We start from the raw sequence: 19,335 nt of genomic DNA on the forward strand, positions 1-19,335 counted from the left end.
AGTGAATTTTGCAAAATGTGAAATCCATAAGGCATGTACCTGGTCATGTTGAATACACAAAGAAGTTGTTTTCATGAAGAATGGACCTGGATGGATCTACATCCATATATATCGGTTTATGGGGACAGAAATTGGAGAGGGGTTGTACGGAAGTTGGACCAAAGTACACTACAGATATCTGGACAGGAGGACATGGAAGAGGTCCAGGATCAGGCTACATTCATGCAGGGGGTCAAAGATTGTATCCCAACCCTGCTTGGTTATTTGAGTATTGGGTTTGCGGCGGGTGTCATTGAAATGACCGCAGGTCTGAGTCTGGCGGAAACAGCACTGCTCAGCCTGATTTTATATGCAGGATCGGCTCAGTTCATTGCAGCAGGCATGCTCGCATCGAATGGGTCAGCAGTAGCCATCATGTTCACCATATTTTTTGTGAATCTTCGTCATTTGCTACTCAGTGCAGCTGTATCGCCGTATTTTCGGCATCTGACTCCGTTTAAAAATATGTGGATTGGTTCATTGCTTACCGATGAGTCTTTCGGCGTGGCAATGACACGTGCGATTGGCAGAGAAAGGCTCAGTGAACGCTGGATGCACGGTCTGAATATTACCGCATACCTGAACTGGTTCGTGGCTAATATGGCGGGAGCGTACTTTGGACGCTGGATCACCAATCCGGAACGGCTGGGTCTCGATTATGCCCTGCCAGCGATGTTTATTGGACTGGTTGTACTCCAGTTGGTGCATCGCAAAAACAAAAAAATACACATTAATGTGGCGATTATCGCCGTTGTCTGTGTAATCTTCGCCAGCATGGCTTCACTTGGCAGCATGAGTGTCATTGTGGCTGCAGTCATTGCGGCAACGATGGGAGTGTTCATGGAACGATGGAAGTAAGATGGGATGTATTTTGGATTATTATGGGCTCGGCACTGTTAACATTTATCCCGCGTGTACTGCCACTGATGCTGTTCAGCAAGATACAGATTCCAATGTGGTTGTTACGCTGGCTGGAATATGTACCCGTAGCGGTCATGGCAGCGCTGATTGGTCAGGAACTGTTCATGTCAGACAACCAGTTGGTGCCGATTACGCACAATGCAGCTCTGTGGGCATCCCTGCCTACGATTGCAGTCGCTATCTGGACACGCAGTCTGCTTGGAACCGTATTGGTCGGTATTGTGGCTATGATGATACTGCGATATTGGATCGGATAGTTGAACTAAAGAATATTTACACTAACCACTTCGATGACAGAACAACCTTCCGATCACTGTTATCCCCAGATTTTTTAATTCACTTTTATAAAGGTGAAAATCTTGTGATAAGCGTATGCTTCCGATGAAGCTTTCTTTCAGAAAGCTTTTAGTCGAGGTTTATGCTTTCGAAGTAGCTTTCTTGCAGAAAGCTTGTAGCTTCGCTTCTTCAGGTTCTTTCTGTCCTCTGCGTTCTCGTGTAAATGGCTAGTCCAACTTATATAGGTTGTATTGTAATATCCGGTAACTCTTTCGCAGGATCGGTTAATACTGTTCTATAGAGGACAGATAGCCTATCTGAGCGAAGGGAGCTGGATTCATGAGTGAACTGAGGCGCAAGTTGTTAATTACGGGAGCTGCCGGAGTCATTGGTCGCAGTCTGCTGGAGGGGCTGAGAGCCAAGGGTGCGTATGACATCGTTGCAGCTGATCTGCGTGAAGACGAGGAAGCTGGCATTGTAGCCATGGATGTGACCGATGGGGAACGCCTGAAGGAACTAATGCAGGGGGTTCACACCGTTCTGCACATTGCATGGGCCAAGGATGAGGAAGATTTTCTGGGCAAAGTTCTGCCGATCAACCTAACCGGAGCTTACCATGTGTATGAAGCTGCACGGTTAAACGGTGTTCATCGGGTGATCTTTGCAAGTTCCAACCATGCGACAGGCTTCTATCCTACAGGTGAAGATATTGAAGTGGATGACCCATACCGGCCGGACAGCTTCTATGGACTTAGCAAATGTTATATCGAACTGCTGGGACGTTATTACGTCGACAAATATGACCTGTCCTCATTCAACATTCGGATTGGAAACTTCTCAGGTGATACATACCCGCACTCGGAGCGCTCGGCTCATATCTGGATCTCACCAAGAGACATGGTCCAGCTCGCTGAGTGCTGTATTGAAGCGGATTCGGATATGAAGTATCTGAATCTGTACGGGACTTCAGCAAATACAGATAATTACTATGATATTGGCTATCTGGCCCAGAAGATTGGATACCATCCACAGGATGATGCAGCCGAGTTGTGGGAAGAGGCAAAGCTTAGAGGCGTTCCCGACAAACAGGATGAGACAGCCTATCAGGGCGGAGGCCATGTGGAGAAAGAACCAAAGGATTCATAGATGGGCATCTATATAAGATGAATTAATCATTTATACGATAACAGCGATTGGAAGGTTGTTCTGTCATCGTAGTGTCAGTGTAAATATATGTAGTTCAACTTATATAGTGATGAAAACGCTATTTTCTATTTTAGCCGAAGGGGATAAAATGGAGTCTGAGGTGTTCAGTGTTTCCATTTTGCACAAGAGGAAGGAACGATTTCAATCATGAGTACAAGTCCATCCGTTATATTGTTTCAGGGAGACTCGATTACAGATGGGGGAAGATCACGCAATGATGATCCGAATCATTTTCTCGGACACGGATATGCGTATCTGATCTCCAGCAAACTGGGTATGGAACTGGCGGGCAAGCATAAAACGTTCTATAACAGGGGCATCAGCGGGGATCGGGCATCCGATCTGTACGCACGCTGGAATGAGGATACAATTAGTCTAAAACCGGACCTGATCAGCATCCTGATTGGGGTTAATGATGCATGGCGCACGATGAATGGTGAACCTAGCGGGGTAACGGATCGTTTCGGACGGGCGTATCGCCATTTGCTCGAAGAAACTCGGGAAGTGATGCCGGAAACGGGGCTGATTTTGATGGAGCCGTTTATTCTGAGAACCGGAGCGACCGCGGAGAAATGGGAAGCCTGGGAAGAGTATATCGGTCAATATCAGAAACTGGCCCAAGGTCTTGCTGAAGAATTTGGCGCGGTGTGGGTGCCATTGCAGCAGACGTTTAATGACGCTTTGAAACAGGCGGATGCAGCGTACTGGTTATGGGATGGCGTACATCCAACCGCAGCAGGTCATGAGCTGATTGCACGCCAATGGTTGTCTGTTGTACAGAATTCTCCGCTTGCAATTGTGTAACAACAACAGCGGACAGTTACGATATGGGCAGCAGCATTAAAGGTATTCCGGATTAGTTGAGGATATAAGATAGTTAAGAATATCAGATACCCATAAAAAGCCTGTGGTGACAGGCAGAATGTAACGGAGAACCTGACGAAGGTTCTTCGTTTTTTTTGTGTTGGGAAGGAGAAGGACGTAACATCGTGGAAAGGGTTCTAATGGATAATTCTTCAAAAGTGCTATCATATCCGGTAAAATGAAATCGATTACATTATAATGTTGATATGACAATCCATTAACGAAGAGTGGTGAATCCAGTGGAAGATTCCATTCACGAAGTCGAAAATGAAAATATAAACCAACGAGGAACTGAGAGCAGAGCATTGAGATCCTTAAGTGCCGACAGACTCTTAGAGAAGTTATCCCGGCCTGAATTGGCTACGTTATACACAGACTTGAAGGCTTACGGTGAACGTGCCTTGAAAGAACCGATGCCTTCCTTGTCGTTCCGTTTATATCGACAGTTCAGCGATATGGGTGAGCGAAAAGCCTATGAAGAGGCTTATTTCGATCGAAGGGGCAGGCTGGCTGCTGTGGCGATGCTCGCCTTGGACACGGCTAGGCCGGATGCACTGCAAGCGCTGGAAGAAATGTTGTGGGACGTGTGTGGTGAGTATACGTGGTGTTTGCCCGCGCATCTGGGTACGGGGGAGATCAACCAGGTGAATGGGAACATCGATCTGTTCGCCGCAGAGACGGTACATATGCTGGCCGAGATTGTGAACATTCACACCGAGCGGCTGGATCGCCTTGTCATAGAGCGGGTTAGGTCTGAGGCAGAGCGGCGAATCTTCATCCCGCTTTACCGGGAGCAACGGAAGTTCCACTGGCAGACAGCGGATCACAACTGGTCGGCGGTCTGTGGTGGCTGCTGTGGCATGGCTGCATTGTTACTGCTCGAGGATGAGTTCACACTACAGGAATCGATCTCCCATACGGTCAGCTGTATGAACGCATTCTTGAGCGGATATGGCGAGGATGGCGGCTGTGCCGAAGGCATTGGATATTGGGTATATGGCTTTGGTTATTTCACCTATTATGCCGAGATGCTTCGTGAATATAGTGAGGGCGAACTAAATCTGCTGACGGGTTCCAAAATAACAGCTATTGCAGCCTTCCCGCTGCGAGTTCATCTGTCGGGTGGCACATATGTGAATTATTCGGACAGTTCCGAACAGGAAGAGATCCCTTCCGGATTGCTTTCCCTGCTCGCATCCCGAGTTGGGTTGCAGGTGGATTTGCCGCTTCATATTCCACTGCTTACTTATGATCCCTGTCATCGCTGGGCTCATCTATTGCGTAACGTGATGTGGAGCGATCCGGCAGTATACGGTGATGAAGGTGCCTCTGCGCAGGCTGAACGGGGATTTATTTTTCAGAATCTGGGCTGGATGATTGCAAAAGGCTCGCTTGATTCTCCAGATACAAAACGTACAAACAGCACACCCCTTCATGTGGCTATTTCCATTAAAGGTGGGCATAACGATGAACCTCACAACCATAATGATCTGGGGCAGTTCATTATCCATTGCGGTGGTGAGAATATTCTGTGTGATCCAGGAGCAGGCTTGTATACCCAAGCGTATTTTGCGCCAGGCAGAGAGCAACTGTTCCACATCTCATCATCCGGGCATAACGTTCCGCTCATTGAAGGCCAAGAGCAAAGCTCCGGTCGGCAAGCGCAAGCCCATGTGTTAGAGGCAAAGCTGGCAGAGGATGGCGGTGAGCTGAATACAACATTGGATCTGACATCCGCATATTCTGGAGCTGTTTCACTGGCTCGTTATACGCGCCAATTTCATTGGAAGATGGCTTCTGGGGGTAGCAGGAATGGAGCGGAATTGCGTCTCATTGACCGTTTTCAATGGAAGAACAGGATGGTGTCTTCGGCTGATCGATCATCTTCGGTGGATAATTCAGATTCACATGCAGAGTTTTCAAGTGTTGTTGAACGATGGATGAGTAGAGTACAGCCTGAAGTGGTGAAGAGCGGTAATCTTCGCTGGCAAGGTGTACATGGAACGGTCCATATGACGTATGATGCGAACCAGTGGCAAGTCCTTACGGAGGCAATAGACACAGTTGATCATGATAATGTACCAGTCAAATTCTATCGAACGTCACTATCATGGACAGGTGTGATTAATGAGACTGATGTTCGGATAGAAAGTTCTGATCTGATTGAAACGGTATGTGAGGTACACTTCAGCATTGAACCGAAAAATGGGAGAAACCGAGGTGAGCATACGTGAGTAAATATACATCTGCGTCCACATATCCATGGAAAGACGAACTCGAACGTTACCGTTCATTGGCAGAGCAAGCGGGCCCTCCTCCGGCAGACGGCTGGAATAGGGAGCGCAAGTTGGCACTTGTTGAGAGTGTTGTTCGCGCTTACACGCCATATCAGGACAGCCAGGGTGCAATTATCGACCCGTTCTCGGGTGTGGAGAGATATTATTCTACACCGGCCTATGCGATGGCTGCGGCAGTTCTGGTTGATGCGGGACGTACAGATCTGCTGGATTCCGCAGCGGTAGCCCTGTCACAGAGCATTGATGCCGTAGTCAATGGTAGCGCACCTGACAATCACCCTGATTTTTTTCCGGTGCTCATGATGAGAGCCTATAAGTTGTTGAAGTCACATCTGCCTGAACAAGCACAGATCTGGGCTGAGGCACTCAAGACGATCCACCCTGAACAAGATTATGTATTTACGATGAGCAAGATGAACAATCCCAACCGCATGATTAACTGGAACGCTATTATGATCTCTGGCGAGTATCTGCGGTGGCGTGAACAGCTGGCGAATCAGGGTACTGCGTGGATGGATCGTTATCTGGAAGCCTATCATGTGCCCCGATTTACAGCACTCGGATTGTATCAGGATGGACCGCTGGATCGTCCGAATTGTCCATTTTCCTATGATATTGCTACCCGTTATCACCTTGGGGTGATGCTTGAAGCTAGTTACGAAGGTGCCACTGCCGATAGGTTGCGTGAGCAGCTGCGCCATGGTGCCTTCAGCTCGTTACTGACGCTCTCGCCGCTAGGTGAGATTCCGCCGCGTGGTCGCAGCTCCCAGCACCAGTGGAATGAAGCAGCCGCAGCTTATGTATGCTCCACACATGCAACGCAGGCTCTGGAGGCGGGAGATTCGGTGATGGCGGGTGCTTTTGCACGTGCGGCCAATCGGTGTTTTGCTGCTGTTGAGCGCTGGAAGATGGATGATGGACGTTTGAAAATCGTGCGCAATGAATACGCTCCAGAAGATCGGCACGGGTATGAAATCTATACCAACCATACCTGTTACAACCTGTGGACGGCAGCAGCGCTGGCCCACGCTTGTCTCAGTGATCCGGGAGACGATGTGGGCGAAGTGTACCTTCCTTCCGAGGTGGGCAGCCGGGTTTTGCAGACCGATGGGTGGTTTGAAACTGTGATTGCTTCCATACCTGGTCAGCAACTGGTATTACACACGGCGATGAATGATCCGTATACGATCCCTGGTTTGGTACGGATTCAGCAGACGGGGTTACCTGGTCTGATTGGTCCGTCCGCTGCCAGCCATGTGCAGGCCGGATTCACGGAATTTGCCGAAGGGATGGTCCGTCCGCTCAGTTACTGTCCTGCCTGGAAGACACCAGATGGGGTATGGCACAGTCTTGCAGAGGGGATTCCATCCGGTGGTGCATATGATCGTGACGTTGGATTAGACCCGGCTCAGGGAGGAGGGTCTATAGTGTATGAGAAGGTGGACTATGATACGCGGAATCAAGTGGAGCAGCATCTGGCGGAAAGAGCGGCGGAAGATGTGGTAAACGCCTCGGAAAATTCTTTTGCCGTGACATGGGTTGGTCCATTACCCGGAATTGGAACATTGCGTACTCATTATGTGCAACAGGCAGACTTGCTGACCATAACGTATGAATTCGAAGGTGAGATCGCGGCGGCAGGTGCACTCATTCCGTTGATGTTCCATGATGGTCGTGAACAGGCGGTGATTACCCACACGGATTATAGTGTGCGAACGGAGTATCGCGGGGCATATGTAGAATCCACAGCGCTGGATCAGGGAGCCATTATACATCTGGAGGAGCAGGCCGTGGCTTCACGTAATGGGTTGCTGAAGGAAGCACGGATTGAATTGGGCGGAGCACAAAGTCTGTCATTTACGATCCGCTTGGGCGAGTTTAACTGAAGGTGTTCAGGTTGAGGATCATTAGATCTCGAAACATCTCGAATTATAGTTAAAAGTGTTATTCGTGGATGATTAGTGATATTTAACGGATAGATATTGCAGTTATGGCATACGACGATATAGATAAGTTGAGGATGAGCTGGAGCTAGATGTCTGGTATTGAATCGAGGAGGGATATGTTCATGAACACATCAACGTCGGTAAAATGGCTCGAGGAAGCGTGGCAACAAGGAGCTGCCAAGACAATTCGGAATGCAAAGCGGATCAAGGATACATTTCCACACATTGCCCCGCAGGGGACGTATGACCGGAATGATCCGGAATGGTGGACAGCAGGTTTCTGGCCTGGATTGTTATGGTTGGTCTATGAGGATGCGCCGGAAAGTGAAGCGGTCGCTCCGTTACATCGCATTGCCGAAAGCTGCGAGCGGCAACTGGAAGGTTGTCTGCGTGATCCCGAATCGGTGGATCACGATCTGGGGTTCATCTGGCTGCTTAGTGGCGTAGCCAACTACCGCCAGACGGGCAGCATGGATGGACGGCGGCGTGGCATGCTTGCCGCCAACCTGCTCGCTGCCCGCTTCCACGTGCGCGGTGAGTTCATCCGCGCCTGGAACTTCAGCTCGTCAGCAATGGATACGCGCGGCGTAGCCATCATTGACAGCATGATGAACCTGCCGCTGCTCTACTGGGCATCCGAGCAGAGCGGCGACCCTCGCTTCCGCTGGCTGGCGGAAGCACATGCGGACACCGTGGCGCGCGAATTCATCCGCGCTGACGGGTCCATCTGCCACGTGGTGGAGTTTGATCCACACACGGGGCAGAAGTTGCGAGAGCATGGCGGACAGGGCCATGCTCCAGGTTCCGCTTGGGCGCGGGGCACCGCCTGGGCGTTGCATGGGTTTGCGCTGTCTTTCCGGTATACGGGCGAAGCCCGATATCTGGAGACAGCGGAGCGTGCGGCCGATTTCTTCCTCGCCATGCTTGGCGAAGAGATCGTGCCGGTGTGGGATTTCCGCGCACCTGCGGAGCATCAGGTGGCGTGGGACTCGTCCGCTGCGGCGATTGCAGCGAGCGGGTTGCTTGAGCTGGCGAAGCTATCGCCACGCGGGGAAACCTATGCTGCCGCGGGAGAACGTATCGTCCGTGGGTTGCATGAGCACTATAGCTCCGGCGACTCGGCAGCGGAAGAAGGTCTGATCATGCAGGGAACGGTGCATTACCCGGAAGGGCGAGGGTTGAATGTGCCGATTATATACGGCGATTATTTCTATATGGAAGCGCTGGCGAAGCTGCGTGGACATGCGGGGTTATTTTAAAAAAAGAATTGAGAACTATGCACAAGAGGAACTGAAGGTGAGAACTGATCAGTAGGGTCGTATTCGTGTTATGAGCCTTCGAGTTATTTCATTGGATTCAACCAATAATCAGTTATATATTCAGTATTTAATTGTCAGTAGCATCATTAGCAAACCATCATCACCTGTCCGCATAAGGCTGTCTCCAGTATCAGGAACGATATCCCTTCTATTGGAGACGGAGTATACCTAAGCTTGAGCTTTGAATAGACAAATCAAGGTGAGCGGACAGGCGGATGGTGTACATATTCGAAGGAAGACAAAAGAATATCTGGCATATGGTTATCTCAATCTTATGGGTCCAGTTGGGTGCAGCCATAGCTATGCTCTACTGAAAGAATCGATTTTCACTTCGAAGGCGTACGTCTCAGGATGACAAAGTCGGCAGAAGATTGATCTGGATAACGCTGCGGAATAATCTCATGAACTTTGAAATCAGGGTAGTCGAAGAGATATTCGAACAGATTACGGTCCTGGATTGTATCAATCCCCGGATTGCCGTTTTCTTTCAAACGGGTGTAAAGCACCACCCATGCTGTTGAGGAGTGCAGAATATCATAGAGGGTATTGCGAAAATCTGTTTCATCCGTGATGTGATATAACACATCCAGACAGACCGTCAGATCGGCTTGCAGGAAACCTCGGTTAATCCATAGGCCTGGTGTATACAGCATGAAGCTCTTGGAAGAATCCTTGGCAAATTGGGAAGCACAACGCTTTACTGAAGAAGCCGCTACATCCACGCCCAGGTAGTCCTCATAATTCATGTATTGCAACTGGTTGCCATCCCCACATCCAAACTCAATGACACGATGAATACCTTCACGTTGAATCAGTCCATTCACGACCTCGGCCTTAAATTCAGCCAAAACCCCGTATGAACCCCTCCCAGAAGTTTCACCCGAACGATATGTTTCCTCCCAATACCCGATGTAATCAAAAGGCTGACGCATTATGTTTCCTCCAATCCTGTTAAAAGAAGTTCAAGACAGTCAATATACATAGGTATGCGCAATATTTGCAGGTATGATCGGTTGAAACAGGAATAGAAGATAAATTAATTTCCATAGAATTCCCTGAAAATTTCCTGAAAGTCTAAACATCTGGAAAGGACTTGCCGACATAAAACATAAGGAAAAAAATGATGATAATCGGGGGGAAATGATGTTAAAGCCAAGATTGACCAAGTACATGGTGATGATGCTGGTGTTGATGCTGAGTATTTCCAACGTAGGCTTGGCCGCTGCGGCAGACAAAGAACTGTCCAAAATTGTGGTTTCCAAGAATGAAATGTCGCTCGAAGTTGGTGATTCCAGTTCCGTTACAGTGACAGGTGTATATTCTGATAATACATCGGCAAACGTAACGATCAGTTCATCCTGGAGTACCAGTGATACTTCGATAGCAACTGTATATAATGGCGCAATTACAGCCAAAAAGGAAGGTACAGCGACGATTACCGCAGCTTACCAGGGTCAAAGTCAAACCGTTCAAGTAAAAGTAACGAAGAAGGTCAAAGCCCTTTCGAAAAACGTGCAAAGTCTGGATTTGCGCACGGGAGATACAAAAGAAATTATTTTGACAGCAACGTATAGTGACAATGAAACAAATAATGCAGCAGCAAGTACCGCTGAATGGTCTACCAGTGATGAGAAGGTTGCTACCGTTGTGAATGGTAAAGTAACTGGACAAAGCGCAGGTACGGCAGTTATTACTGCGAAAGTTGGCAGCCAGAGCGTGACGGTGGATGTTAACGTTGAAGTGGTTAAACGTGTAGATGTAGATAAACAGCAGGTTAACCTGTTGTTAAACAAAAGTGAAAGTGTGAAAGTGACGGCTACGTATCCAGATGGCACAACCAAAGATGTAACCGATCTGGCGGAGTGGACATCCAGCAACGAGAAAGTTGCAGACGTTCTTAAAGGCGAAATTACAGGATACTCGGCAGGTTCTGCCAAGATCACAGCTAAATACGGTACGAAATCCGTATCCGTTGACGTGGATGTAGATCTGACCAGCAAACTGAGTGTGGAGAAACAAAGTATTTTCTTCCGTTTGAGCGAGACAACCAAAACGGCTAATGTCGTTGTAACGGCTTCTTATCCAAACAGCAGCGATGTGAATGTAACCGATCAGGCAACATGGACATCCAGCAACGAGAAAGTTGCAACGGTATTCAAGGGGCAGATTACAGCCATTAGCGCAGGTTCAACAACGATCAAAGCAACCTATAGTGGCAAAACAGTAGAAATTGCTGTGGATGTAGATACGGCAAGATATCTGGATATCAAAGATGTGAATGACAAGCTCGCCATGAGTGTTACCGGTGATAACAAGTCTAAGACATTGGTAGCCAATGCCGAATATATTGATGCCAGTACAGAAAATGTAACTTCCAAAGCAACATGGACTTCAAGCAATCCAGACGTTGTATATGTATCAAACGGCGATCTGATTGCATACAAATCCGGTACGGCTACGATCACTGTAGCTTATGGCGGTAAAACAGTTAAGTTTACAGTGAATGTAGACGTAGCAGACAAGTATGAGATGGACAAGAAAAAAGCATCGGTAGCCGTTGGTGGAACGACTTCTGCCAAAGTACTGGCGTTGTATGGTGAAACATCCAAAGATGTATCTGAAGATGCAACTTGGAGCAGCAGCAGCGACAAAATCGCTGAGGTAGATAGCAAAGGGGTTATCACAGGTGTTGCTACAGGTAAAGTAACCATTACCGCGAAGATTGAAGGCAAAACACTGACTCTGCCTGTTGAAGTAGGTATGGCTAGTGGACTGGAAGCAGATGTGAACTTCGTTGTTCTGTCTGCCAAAGAAACTCAGACGATCCTTCTAACAGGTACGGATGAGGACGGCAACACGTTGGATGTTACATCCGAAGCAACCTGGAAATCCAGCAATGCACGTGTAGCGGATGTGAAAAAAGGCGTGATCACAGGTAACAGCAGTGGTAAAGCCAACATCACAGCAGAATACGGTTCCAAAAAAGTGACGATCCAAGTTGAAGTGGATGTCATCACACGTATTGAAGCTTCCGAGCCGGTTCTTTCCCTGAAATCAGGCGATACAGCTGATCTGACGGTAACTGCCTTCTTGAGCGACGGTAGCGAGCGTGATGTTACGGACAAAGCTGAATGGAAAACGAACAGCTACAAAGTAGCTCAAGTGACCAAAGGTAAAGTCAAAGCGACAGGTTCAGGTAAAGCCAAAATCACAGCCAAATACGGCAGCAAGTCTGTCACGATTGCTGTAGATGTGGATACACTGAAATATTTGCAGACGGATAAAGTAACGTTGACCATGAAACCTGGTGAAAAGGTAACTGTAGCGGCTACTGCAACGTATGCTGATGGCAGTGAAGCTAATGTATCCAAACCGGCTCTCTGGAAATCTTCCCGTATTGCAACAGCATCGGTGAAAGATGGAATCATTCAGGCGAACGGCAAAGGTAAAGCAACAATTACGGTGACATTTGCAGGTGTGAAAACCAAAGTAACGGTAGTGGTTGAAGCAAAGTAAACGATATTTTTCAACTGTGAGTGTAAAACGCGCAAAGAAAAACGGTGATGCCAGCTAATAGCTGGTATCACCGTTTTTGGTCTATAAACTAGAGCATGTCTTCAAGCGCTAACGAATCTGAAACGTCTTATTCAGGGGTCTGGAGCGTTTGCAGAAATCTAATGAATTGGTAACACGTTATATCGGAAATTACAGTCTTTTATAGTACTTGTGTAAGGTGATTTTGGTAAATAACGTGTCTGATGTTCCTTACAATATAAACTGAGGACCTTAAGACCGAATAAGACGTCCTCAGTTCCTTAGAAAATGAAAATAGTCTAGCCATTCGCCAACGTCCAGAACCCCTGCATACACCACCCTATTACAGATGTATATCCAAGAGATTCTGTGGCGTAACTTGTAGTTTCTAAAACTACATCGTGTGAGACAGTACCAGTGCACCATAGGCAAAAGCGATAACGATTAGAATGGCTGGATGTAGCTTGGTCTTGGTCATGACCCAGAGCGAGATACCTGCAATGATCAACGTCTGCCAGATGCCGATGGAATCAGTGGATAGCTGCCCGAATTCCCATGTAAGCAGAATCATGAGTACAGCGATGACAGGCTGCACGAGTAGGGTCATGCCTTTGACTTTCGGTGACGTGCGATGTTTGTTCAACAGACGAAGTAATATAATTAGTGCGGTTGCGGAAGGTACGATTGTAGCAAAACTTGCAATAAATGCCCCAAACCAGCCTGCCACGTGATACCCGACAAATGCAGCAATTTTGGTTGCAATCGGGCCGGGAAGAGCGTTACCAATCGCTAGTACATCCCCGAATTGCTCTGTGGTCATCCATTGATAATGGTTCACAATCTCTTCCTGCATAAGCGGAATGGAAGCTGGACCGCCCCCATATCCCAATATGTTGGCTACGAAAAATCCCCAAAATAATTCCCACCATGTCTGGAGCATCCTTAGGACACCCCCTTATCGGACTTGCCCTTGGATTTGAAACGCTGGACCAGTTCCAGATGGAAGACACCATATCCAAGGAAAACAGCGATTACAATCCCCGGATGGATATCGAGCAGCTGTAACAGTACAAAGGCAATTACGCCGAAAAGGGCGGCAAAAACTTTGCCGAGTCCCTTCCAGGCTTTCATGGCAAATTCATAAGCCATCATGCCCAGCATGACAAAAATGACCGGCCGCACGGCGGCTACCATGCCTGCTACCACTTTCGACTCGCGCAGCGCGTACATGGAACCGAGCAGAGCAATAATGGCAATACTTGTTGGCAAAATATGAGCGAGTACGGACACAATCGCGCCCAGCACACCTTTGGTTTTATAACCGAGATATGCGGCCATCTTGGTTGCGATGGGACCCGGCAAGGCGTTGGCGATAGCCAAAATCTCGCCGAACTCCTCATCACTGACCCATTTATAACGCGTAACGGCTTCATAACGGATTAAGGGAATAACCGAAGGGCCACCACCATATCCGAGAATTCCGGTCCGTACCATTCCGATGACGAGACCGTTGTAATCTTTCCAACCCATGCTGATTTCCTCCTAGAGTCTCATGCCCATCCGGCTTTTATAACGTTTCAACAATAGCTGTGATTCCACTTTGACGATACCCGGCATCTTATAGAGCTTCTCCAGCAAGAACTGCTCCATCTCTTCCATATCCGCAAAAATACCGTGCATGTGCAGGGTACTCGGACCTGTCATATGATAAAGGCTGGTGACGGCGGGCTCTTCGTCCAGTTTCTCAGCGACTTCATCCAGGAAGGGCGGTTCGACATCGACATTAAAAAAGGCCGAGACCTGAAGCCCAACCTTGCCAGGGTTGATCACCACGGTGAAACGTTCGATGATTCCTTTTTCGGATAACGCATTAATGCGCGCCTGAACAGCTACACGCGACAATCCAATCTGTGTACCCAGGTCCGTGTAGGATATCCGGCTGTTCTTGTGAAGCGCGGCGATGATTTTGCGATCCATCTCGTCGAGATTGTACATTTGTGGAATTTCTCCTCCTTTGGAGGAGCGTTTCTCTGACATGTTGACCATCCTTTTCTTTCGCTATATGAAATGAACAATGGAATTTTACTAAACATACAATGTGTATGTGGCATTCATAGTTTAATGACGAATCGTAACAGGAGTCAATCTATTTATCATGATTATTGAATTTAACCGATTTTGAGCCTTCATTTTGTCATTTCGACCAATCGGAAATAAAAAGACCACTCGCACAGTCCAATAGCGAGCAGCCGTTAAATAATAGATAAGCTGGAGTGAAGCGCTAAGTGTGATACGAAGCATGTCCGGTTATGCTCGGGCTGTCTTGGGCAGTAAAAGGGTAACGGTAGTCCCTTCGCCAGGCTCGGAAGAAACTCTCAACGTTCCTCCTGCACCACGGGCACGCTCTTCCATACTGAACAATCCAACGCCATTGCCGGCAGTTGCTTCGCTGAATCCGGCACCCTGGTCTTCAATAATAACCATCGTCATGTCCTCAGCGTCTTCTATAGTAACACGTGCCTCGGCAACATCGGCATACTTCGCGACATTGGTTAAGGCTTCCTGAATAATCCGGTAGATGGCTATCTCCCGGTTCATCTCCAGACGTTTGCGCAAATTACATTCCAGATCAACTTCGATTCCGTAGTGACGGGTGTAATTCTCGATATACGTACGAATCGCCGGAACAACACCCAGGTCATCCAGAACGGACGGTCTCAGCTCCCATGCCATACCGCGTACATCTTCCATAATACCCGTGACCTGCTTACGAAGTGCTTCAACCCCGGGTTGAGGCTGGTCTGCCAGCAGTCGGTCCATCTGAATCACCAGAGAGAAGAGACTCTGTCCAATCCCGTCATGCAGTTCACGCGAGATCCGGCGTCGTTCCTCTTCCTGAATATTCATGACCTGGGACATCATCTTTTGCAATTCGGCTTCGACGGATTTCAGCTTGGTGACCTCGCTGCGTACAGCCAGGTATTGATATGGCTCGCCGTCGTTATCGAGGAAAGGCACGATGGTGGTGTTGACCCAATAATGACTGCCATCTCTGGCACGATTGCGAATTTCCCCGTTCCATACCTTACCTGAGGATATCGTGTCCCACAGGTTTTTCATAAAGCTTTTGCCATGGTATCCGGAATTAATGATTCGATGATCCTTACCAATTAGTTCCTCGCGCTCATACTGCGAGATCTCACAGAATTTATCATTCACATATTGGATTTTCCCTTTGCGGTCCGTGAGAGCAACAATGGAGGACTCATCCAGAGCAAATTTCAAATCACTCAATTGATGCAGGGAACCCTTTAACCTGCTGCGAAATTCATTATCCGTAATGTGATTATCGATTTCGTTCAGCAAGAGGCGTACGGGCTGGTCTGCGAGTCCACTTAGTCTGTTCTTGCGTGCACTACTCAAAGTTCAGCAACCCCTTTTTCATGGCGAACTTCACCAGTTCCGGGCGTGTACGCAGGCCAAGTTTCTCCATCAGATTGCTTTTGTGGGATTCGACCGTTTTGACACTGATGATCAGATGTTCGGCGATTTCCTTGTTGGCGTAACCTTTGGCAATCCAGGACAAAATCTCTTTCTCCCGCTCGGATAACGTGTCATACGGTCCGGCGTTTTCCTGTTTGGCTTTGTCCAGGTATTCACTCATCAGCCGTTTGGTCGCACTGGGGTACAGATAGGCGCTACCCTCTGCTACGGAACGAATCGCAGCAAGCAATTCTTCATGCGGCGCACTTTTGAGTATATATCCGGATGCTCCTGCATGGATGGCACGGAACAGATATTCTTCATCGTCATGCATGGTTAGTATCAGAATGGAGACATCTGGCATCAATTTCTTCAATTCAGCAGTAGCGGTCAGACCGTCTTTGCCTGGTGGCATGCTGAAATCCATCAAGACCACATCTGGTTTCAACTCTTGAGCCTTGGCAATGGCTTCATCGCCATCTGCGGCATCTCCAACGATATGTATATCATTCTTTCCTTCAAGTAAGGCGATCAGCCCGGAACGCACGACAACATGGTCGTCTACAACTAATAGTTGAATCACATGATTTCCCCCTGTCCGCTTCCTTAGTTCTATCTATATCATAACAAAAAAAGAAGCCATTCAGAGCTTTAATCTCCGAATAGCTTCTTTCTCTCAGCTTGTGGGATAGAAACATTGAACCTTAATGTTCTGTTTGGCCGAAACGTTCCTGAATCATATTGGCAATCTCCTGGACCTGTGCCTCCACGGCAAGAGGATCATAAGGCCAGAACCGTTCCCCATCCAGCTTAAACACTCGATTGTTCTTCACAGCGTCCAGGGATGACCAGACGGGTGATGTTTCATCCAGCGAACCTCCATTGGATAAATCGAGGAAAATATAATCACCTGCATAATCCGCCAGTTTCTCCTCGGATACAGTTACAGTATCTTTATCCTGATCAATCAGTTCCTTTTGCACAATGTCTGGTGCTTTCAGTCCGAGCTGTTGGTAGATGGCTTGTCCACCGCGGTTGACACCATCTCCGTTGATGTACCAATCCTCACCAAAGAGACTGAAGTTGGAGAAGGTCGTACCTTCCTTGACCAGCCCTTGAATGGAGTCCTTGGCTGACTTCACTTTTACTTCGAATTGGGATAACCAGTCTGCAGCTTCCTTTTGTTTGTTTAGGATTTCCCCAAAGGCAGTGATTTCCTCATGCACATTGTCGTATGTACCATAAGGGATGATGAGGGTTGGTGCGATTTTGCGATATTGCTCATTCAGCTTCTCATCCCCACCTACAGTGACGATCAGGTCGGGCTCAAGCGAAAGAATTTTTTCGACTGAACCGCCGTCGATACGACCAATGTCTGCTACGCCTTCAATCAGATCAAGCACATAAGGGCTTTCCAGCTCATAATCCGGTGCGCCTACTGGCTTGACCCCAAGTGCGAGAAAATCAGCGAGGTAACCCTGCGTCACAATCCGCTGCGGGTTCGTGGGTATTTCAACGTCTCCATTGACGAAGGATATGATCTGCGTTTCTGCGGCGCTGTCTGTCGTTTGTTCTTCTGTAGAAACAGGTGAGGAAGGTTTATTTTCTCTTGTTTCATCCGCTTGGCTTGAGCAGCCAATAATTCCAATCACCAGTACCAGGAACATAAGCCCAGTCCACCATTTTGATTTAACCCCTGTCATTCTGCCTCTCCCCAATCAATAATGATTATCTTTCTCAATAAAACCTCCTTAGTATCGTAGCTTTTGGATACAAGTATCGTCCATCTCAAAATGTGACCTCTTGAGCATGGACAATGGTTACCTGTTCTTTTCACCATTCTCCCGAATCAGGATATCTACCATAAGCTGAAGCTGCTTTTCCAGAGCCAGCGCATCATTACACCAGAATTGTTCCAGCTTGAGCGGATATATCCGGCTATTTCCGTTATTCATAATCTTGTTCCAGTATGGTCGTTCCCTGAGTTTGACTTGTGCATCATGATACAGACCGCCTTCATGTGAGGGAAGCACGAGAAACATATGGTTTGCCGCATAATCCGTCAATTGATCTTCCTGGATAAACTGATGATTGTGGGATTCCAGAACGTCACGCAGGATATTGGGGGCAGGTGTAAGATTGAGTCCGTAATATACGTTGTATGCTGCTCTGGCCGTTACATTCCAGATACAGATCGTGCCGTCTTCCCAGAGTTCATATAACCCAACGGTTTCATCAGGCTCGATTGCAGCCCCAAGTCGTTCAGCTTCACTGCTGACCAGTGCGGTGTAATGCTCTATCCAGTCTTCGGCAGCCTGCTCTCGACCTATAATTCGTCCGATGAGTTGAACAGTCTCCAGTCGATTTAACTGGTCCCATGGCAGGACCATAACCGGAGCAATCTGTTCCAGTTGTTCGAGCTTATGGGGCAAATAGTATAGATAATCTGGCGCAATGATCAGATCAGGTGGTTCAGTTCGGAGGACTTCTTCCACACCATGTTCATCCAAATCCAGCACATCATGCAACTCGTCTTGGATCAGCGGTGACATCGCCCAGGGTAGGAATGAGGCGGCAATGGGTTGAACGCCTAAGGCTAACAGATCTCCTGTGTACTGTACGGTAGCAATTCGTCTCGCACGGGGCTGTAGTCGGTATTCACTTGGGCTAATCCCAGTAAACTGCTTAAATTTTCGACTTAAATATAAACCATCGGAGTACCCCACAAGCAGAGCAATTTCATTCAAGGTGGCCTGCGTAGACAACAGATATTGCTTCGTCTTGTCCATACGAACTCGGGTCAAGTGAGCCTGGAAGCTGCGTCCAACCTGTTTTTGAAAGAACCTGGAGAAGTAGCTCGCATTAAACCCGGTTAATCTGGCGAGTTCTTCACGGGTGAGATGGCTGTCATAGTGATGGTTAATATAGCGAAGTGCTTCACGAATTATACTGTCTACCATCTCTGTAGAAGGTTTAATCGCCAGCTTGAATAATTCAAGCAATTCACTCAGCAGATAATGGGATCTGGCTTCTTCGGTCTGGGCACTTCCTGTCCTCGTTTCGGAAAGCTCCTGGATGATTGCGAGCATTCGCAGAACCTGTGGACTTGCTCCGGTCTTCGAACCATGTGAGGGCAAGTTCACTGATGTAAGCTGATAAACACGCTTGTCAGGACTCTCTTCCGTTAATGCGTAATCCTGAAAACCGATATGATACAAGGTGAAGGCAGAAGGCGGGATATGGATAAGCTCCAGGGAGCACTGGGAATGTAGAAAAAGTAACTGCCCTTTATGTAAAACACCGTGCTCATTACCATATCTATAGTCCACCGTCGCTGTGCAGGTAACCAATGAAGGCGTTTTTATGGAAATGGTACTGTTGTGCTGTGTGGATTCCCATGGAATAACACTGGCATTTGTCAGTACAAACATATCTGTAGCCTCCTTAGCT

General features: G+C 47.9%; 16 protein-coding genes. 8 read left to right on the forward strand and 8 right to left on the reverse strand.

The genetic code is table 11. The features are described 5' to 3' along the window. The first annotated feature begins 192 nt into the window (after positions 1 to 192). The 7 genes from NZ043_RS11275 (at position 193) to NZ043_RS11305 (ending at position 8,808) form a co-directional block, all read left to right on the forward strand. Positions 193 to 897, forward strand: a complete 705-nt coding sequence (locus NZ043_RS11275; protein WP_339312719.1) for an AzlC family ABC transporter permease — start codon at positions 193 to 195, stop codon at positions 895 to 897. After that, positions 888 to 1,217: an AzlD domain-containing protein gene (locus tag NZ043_RS11280; RefSeq protein ID WP_062837141.1), complete on the forward strand. Its 330-nt coding sequence runs from the start codon at positions 888 to 890 to the stop codon at positions 1,215 to 1,217. The genes NZ043_RS11275 and NZ043_RS11280 overlap by 10 nt, the downstream gene beginning before the upstream one ends. A 367-nt stretch (positions 1,218 to 1,584) precedes the next feature. Then, on the forward strand, positions 1,585 to 2,382 hold the full coding sequence (locus tag NZ043_RS11285) for an NAD(P)-dependent oxidoreductase (RefSeq protein WP_339312721.1): 798 nt from the start codon (positions 1,585 to 1,587) through the stop codon (positions 2,380 to 2,382). A 207-nt stretch (positions 2,383 to 2,589) separates the two neighbouring features. Further along, positions 2,590 to 3,246, forward strand: coding sequence for an SGNH/GDSL hydrolase family protein (locus tag NZ043_RS11290; RefSeq protein ID WP_339311821.1), 657 nt, complete (start codon positions 2,590 to 2,592; stop codon positions 3,244 to 3,246). A gap of 299 nt (positions 3,247 to 3,545) precedes the next feature. Next, positions 3,546 to 5,540: a heparinase II/III family protein gene (locus NZ043_RS11295; RefSeq protein WP_339311823.1), complete on the forward strand. Its 1,995-nt coding sequence runs from the start codon at positions 3,546 to 3,548 to the stop codon at positions 5,538 to 5,540. After that, positions 5,537 to 7,489 (forward strand): glycosyl hydrolase, encoded by a 1,953-nt coding sequence (locus NZ043_RS11300; protein ID WP_339311825.1) that lies wholly within the window; start codon positions 5,537 to 5,539, stop codon positions 7,487 to 7,489. The genes NZ043_RS11295 and NZ043_RS11300 overlap by 4 nt, the downstream gene beginning before the upstream one ends. Positions 7,490 to 7,671: 182 nt before the next feature. Then, on the forward strand, positions 7,672 to 8,808 hold the full coding sequence (locus NZ043_RS11305) for a glycoside hydrolase family 88 protein (RefSeq protein ID WP_017691075.1): 1,137 nt from the start codon (positions 7,672 to 7,674) through the stop codon (positions 8,806 to 8,808). Between the two features lie 386 nt (positions 8,809 to 9,194). Here NZ043_RS11305 and NZ043_RS11310 read toward each other — a convergent pair whose 3' ends face one another. Next, positions 9,195 to 9,800, reverse strand: a complete 606-nt coding sequence (locus NZ043_RS11310) for a class I SAM-dependent methyltransferase (protein ID WP_091019980.1) — start codon at positions 9,798 to 9,800, stop codon at positions 9,195 to 9,197. A 208-nt stretch (positions 9,801 to 10,008) separates the two neighbouring features. Between NZ043_RS11310 and NZ043_RS11315 the strand changes: the two genes are divergently transcribed. Further along, positions 10,009 to 12,384, forward strand: coding sequence for an Ig-like domain-containing protein (locus NZ043_RS11315; RefSeq protein WP_289390923.1), 2,376 nt, complete (start codon positions 10,009 to 10,011; stop codon positions 12,382 to 12,384). 412 nt (positions 12,385 to 12,796) lie between these two features. Here NZ043_RS11315 and NZ043_RS11320 read toward each other — a convergent pair whose 3' ends face one another. The 7 genes from NZ043_RS11320 to NZ043_RS11350 all read right to left on the reverse strand — a co-directional run bounded on the left by NZ043_RS11320 (position 12,797) and on the right by NZ043_RS11350 (position 19,316). Next, the gene (locus NZ043_RS11320) at positions 12,797 to 13,342 is read right to left on the reverse strand and encodes a chromate transporter (RefSeq protein WP_017691072.1); all 546 of its coding nucleotides are present in this window, start codon (positions 13,340 to 13,342) and stop codon (positions 12,797 to 12,799) included. A 2-nt stretch (positions 13,343 to 13,344) separates the two neighbouring features. Next, positions 13,345 to 13,932 (reverse strand): chromate transporter, encoded by a 588-nt coding sequence (locus NZ043_RS11325; protein WP_074093159.1) that lies wholly within the window; start codon positions 13,930 to 13,932, stop codon positions 13,345 to 13,347. 12 nt (positions 13,933 to 13,944) lie between these two features. Then, a complete protein-coding gene (locus NZ043_RS11330) occupies positions 13,945 to 14,439 on the reverse strand; it encodes an Lrp/AsnC family transcriptional regulator (RefSeq protein WP_062837151.1) in 495 nt (164 codons plus the stop codon). A 270-nt stretch (positions 14,440 to 14,709) separates the two neighbouring features. Continuing rightward, positions 14,710 to 15,825 (reverse strand): PAS domain-containing protein, encoded by a 1,116-nt coding sequence (locus NZ043_RS11335; protein WP_249912951.1) that lies wholly within the window; start codon positions 15,823 to 15,825, stop codon positions 14,710 to 14,712. Next, positions 15,818 to 16,468 (reverse strand): response regulator transcription factor, encoded by a 651-nt coding sequence (locus NZ043_RS11340; RefSeq protein WP_017691068.1) that lies wholly within the window; start codon positions 16,466 to 16,468, stop codon positions 15,818 to 15,820. Before NZ043_RS11340 ends, NZ043_RS11335 begins: the two co-directional genes overlap by 8 nt. A 121-nt stretch (positions 16,469 to 16,589) precedes the next feature. After that, positions 16,590 to 17,588, reverse strand: coding sequence for an ABC transporter substrate-binding protein (locus NZ043_RS11345; RefSeq protein WP_339311830.1), 999 nt, complete (start codon positions 17,586 to 17,588; stop codon positions 16,590 to 16,592). Positions 17,589 to 17,705: 117 nt separating this feature from the next. Continuing rightward, complete coding sequence (locus NZ043_RS11350) at positions 17,706 to 19,316, reverse strand: AraC family transcriptional regulator (protein ID WP_339311832.1); 1,611 nt, start codon at positions 19,314 to 19,316, stop codon at positions 17,706 to 17,708. Positions 19,317 to 19,335: the final 19 nt, after the last annotated feature.

Origin of the sequence: Paenibacillus sp. FSL k6-2145 (genome assembly GCF_037976585.1) — a bacterium.
GTDB lineage: Bacteria > Bacillota > Bacilli > Paenibacillales > Paenibacillaceae > Paenibacillus.

Bases quoted from the DNA above. Each gene is read 5' to 3' on its own strand.
- NZ043_RS11330 (WP_062837151.1), bottom strand. From the start codon at position 14,439: ATGTCAGAGAAACGCTCCTCCAAAGGAGGAGAAATTCCACAAATGTAC.
- NZ043_RS11325 (WP_074093159.1), bottom strand. From the start codon at position 13,932: ATGGGTTGGAAAGATTACAACGGTCTCGTCATCGGAATGGTACGGACC.
- NZ043_RS11310 (WP_091019980.1), bottom strand. From the start codon at position 9,800: ATGCGTCAGCCTTTTGATTACATCGGGTATTGGGAGGAAACATATCGT.
- NZ043_RS11280 (WP_062837141.1), top strand. From the start codon at position 888: ATGGAAGTAAGATGGGATGTATTTTGGATTATTATGGGCTCGGCACTG.
- NZ043_RS11275 (WP_339312719.1), top strand. From the start codon at position 193: ATGGAAGAGGTCCAGGATCAGGCTACATTCATGCAGGGGGTCAAAGAT.
- NZ043_RS11320 (WP_017691072.1), bottom strand. From the start codon at position 13,342: ATGCTCCAGACATGGTGGGAATTATTTTGGGGATTTTTCGTAGCCAAC.
- NZ043_RS11345 (WP_339311830.1), bottom strand. From the start codon at position 17,588: ATGACAGGGGTTAAATCAAAATGGTGGACTGGGCTTATGTTCCTGGTA.
- NZ043_RS11350 (WP_339311832.1), bottom strand. From the start codon at position 19,316: ATGTTTGTACTGACAAATGCCAGTGTTATTCCATGGGAATCCACACAG.
- NZ043_RS11290 (WP_339311821.1), top strand. From the start codon at position 2,590: ATGAGTACAAGTCCATCCGTTATATTGTTTCAGGGAGACTCGATTACA.
- NZ043_RS11305 (WP_017691075.1), top strand. From the start codon at position 7,672: ATGAACACATCAACGTCGGTAAAATGGCTCGAGGAAGCGTGGCAACAA.
- NZ043_RS11315 (WP_289390923.1), top strand. From the start codon at position 10,009: ATGATGTTAAAGCCAAGATTGACCAAGTACATGGTGATGATGCTGGTG.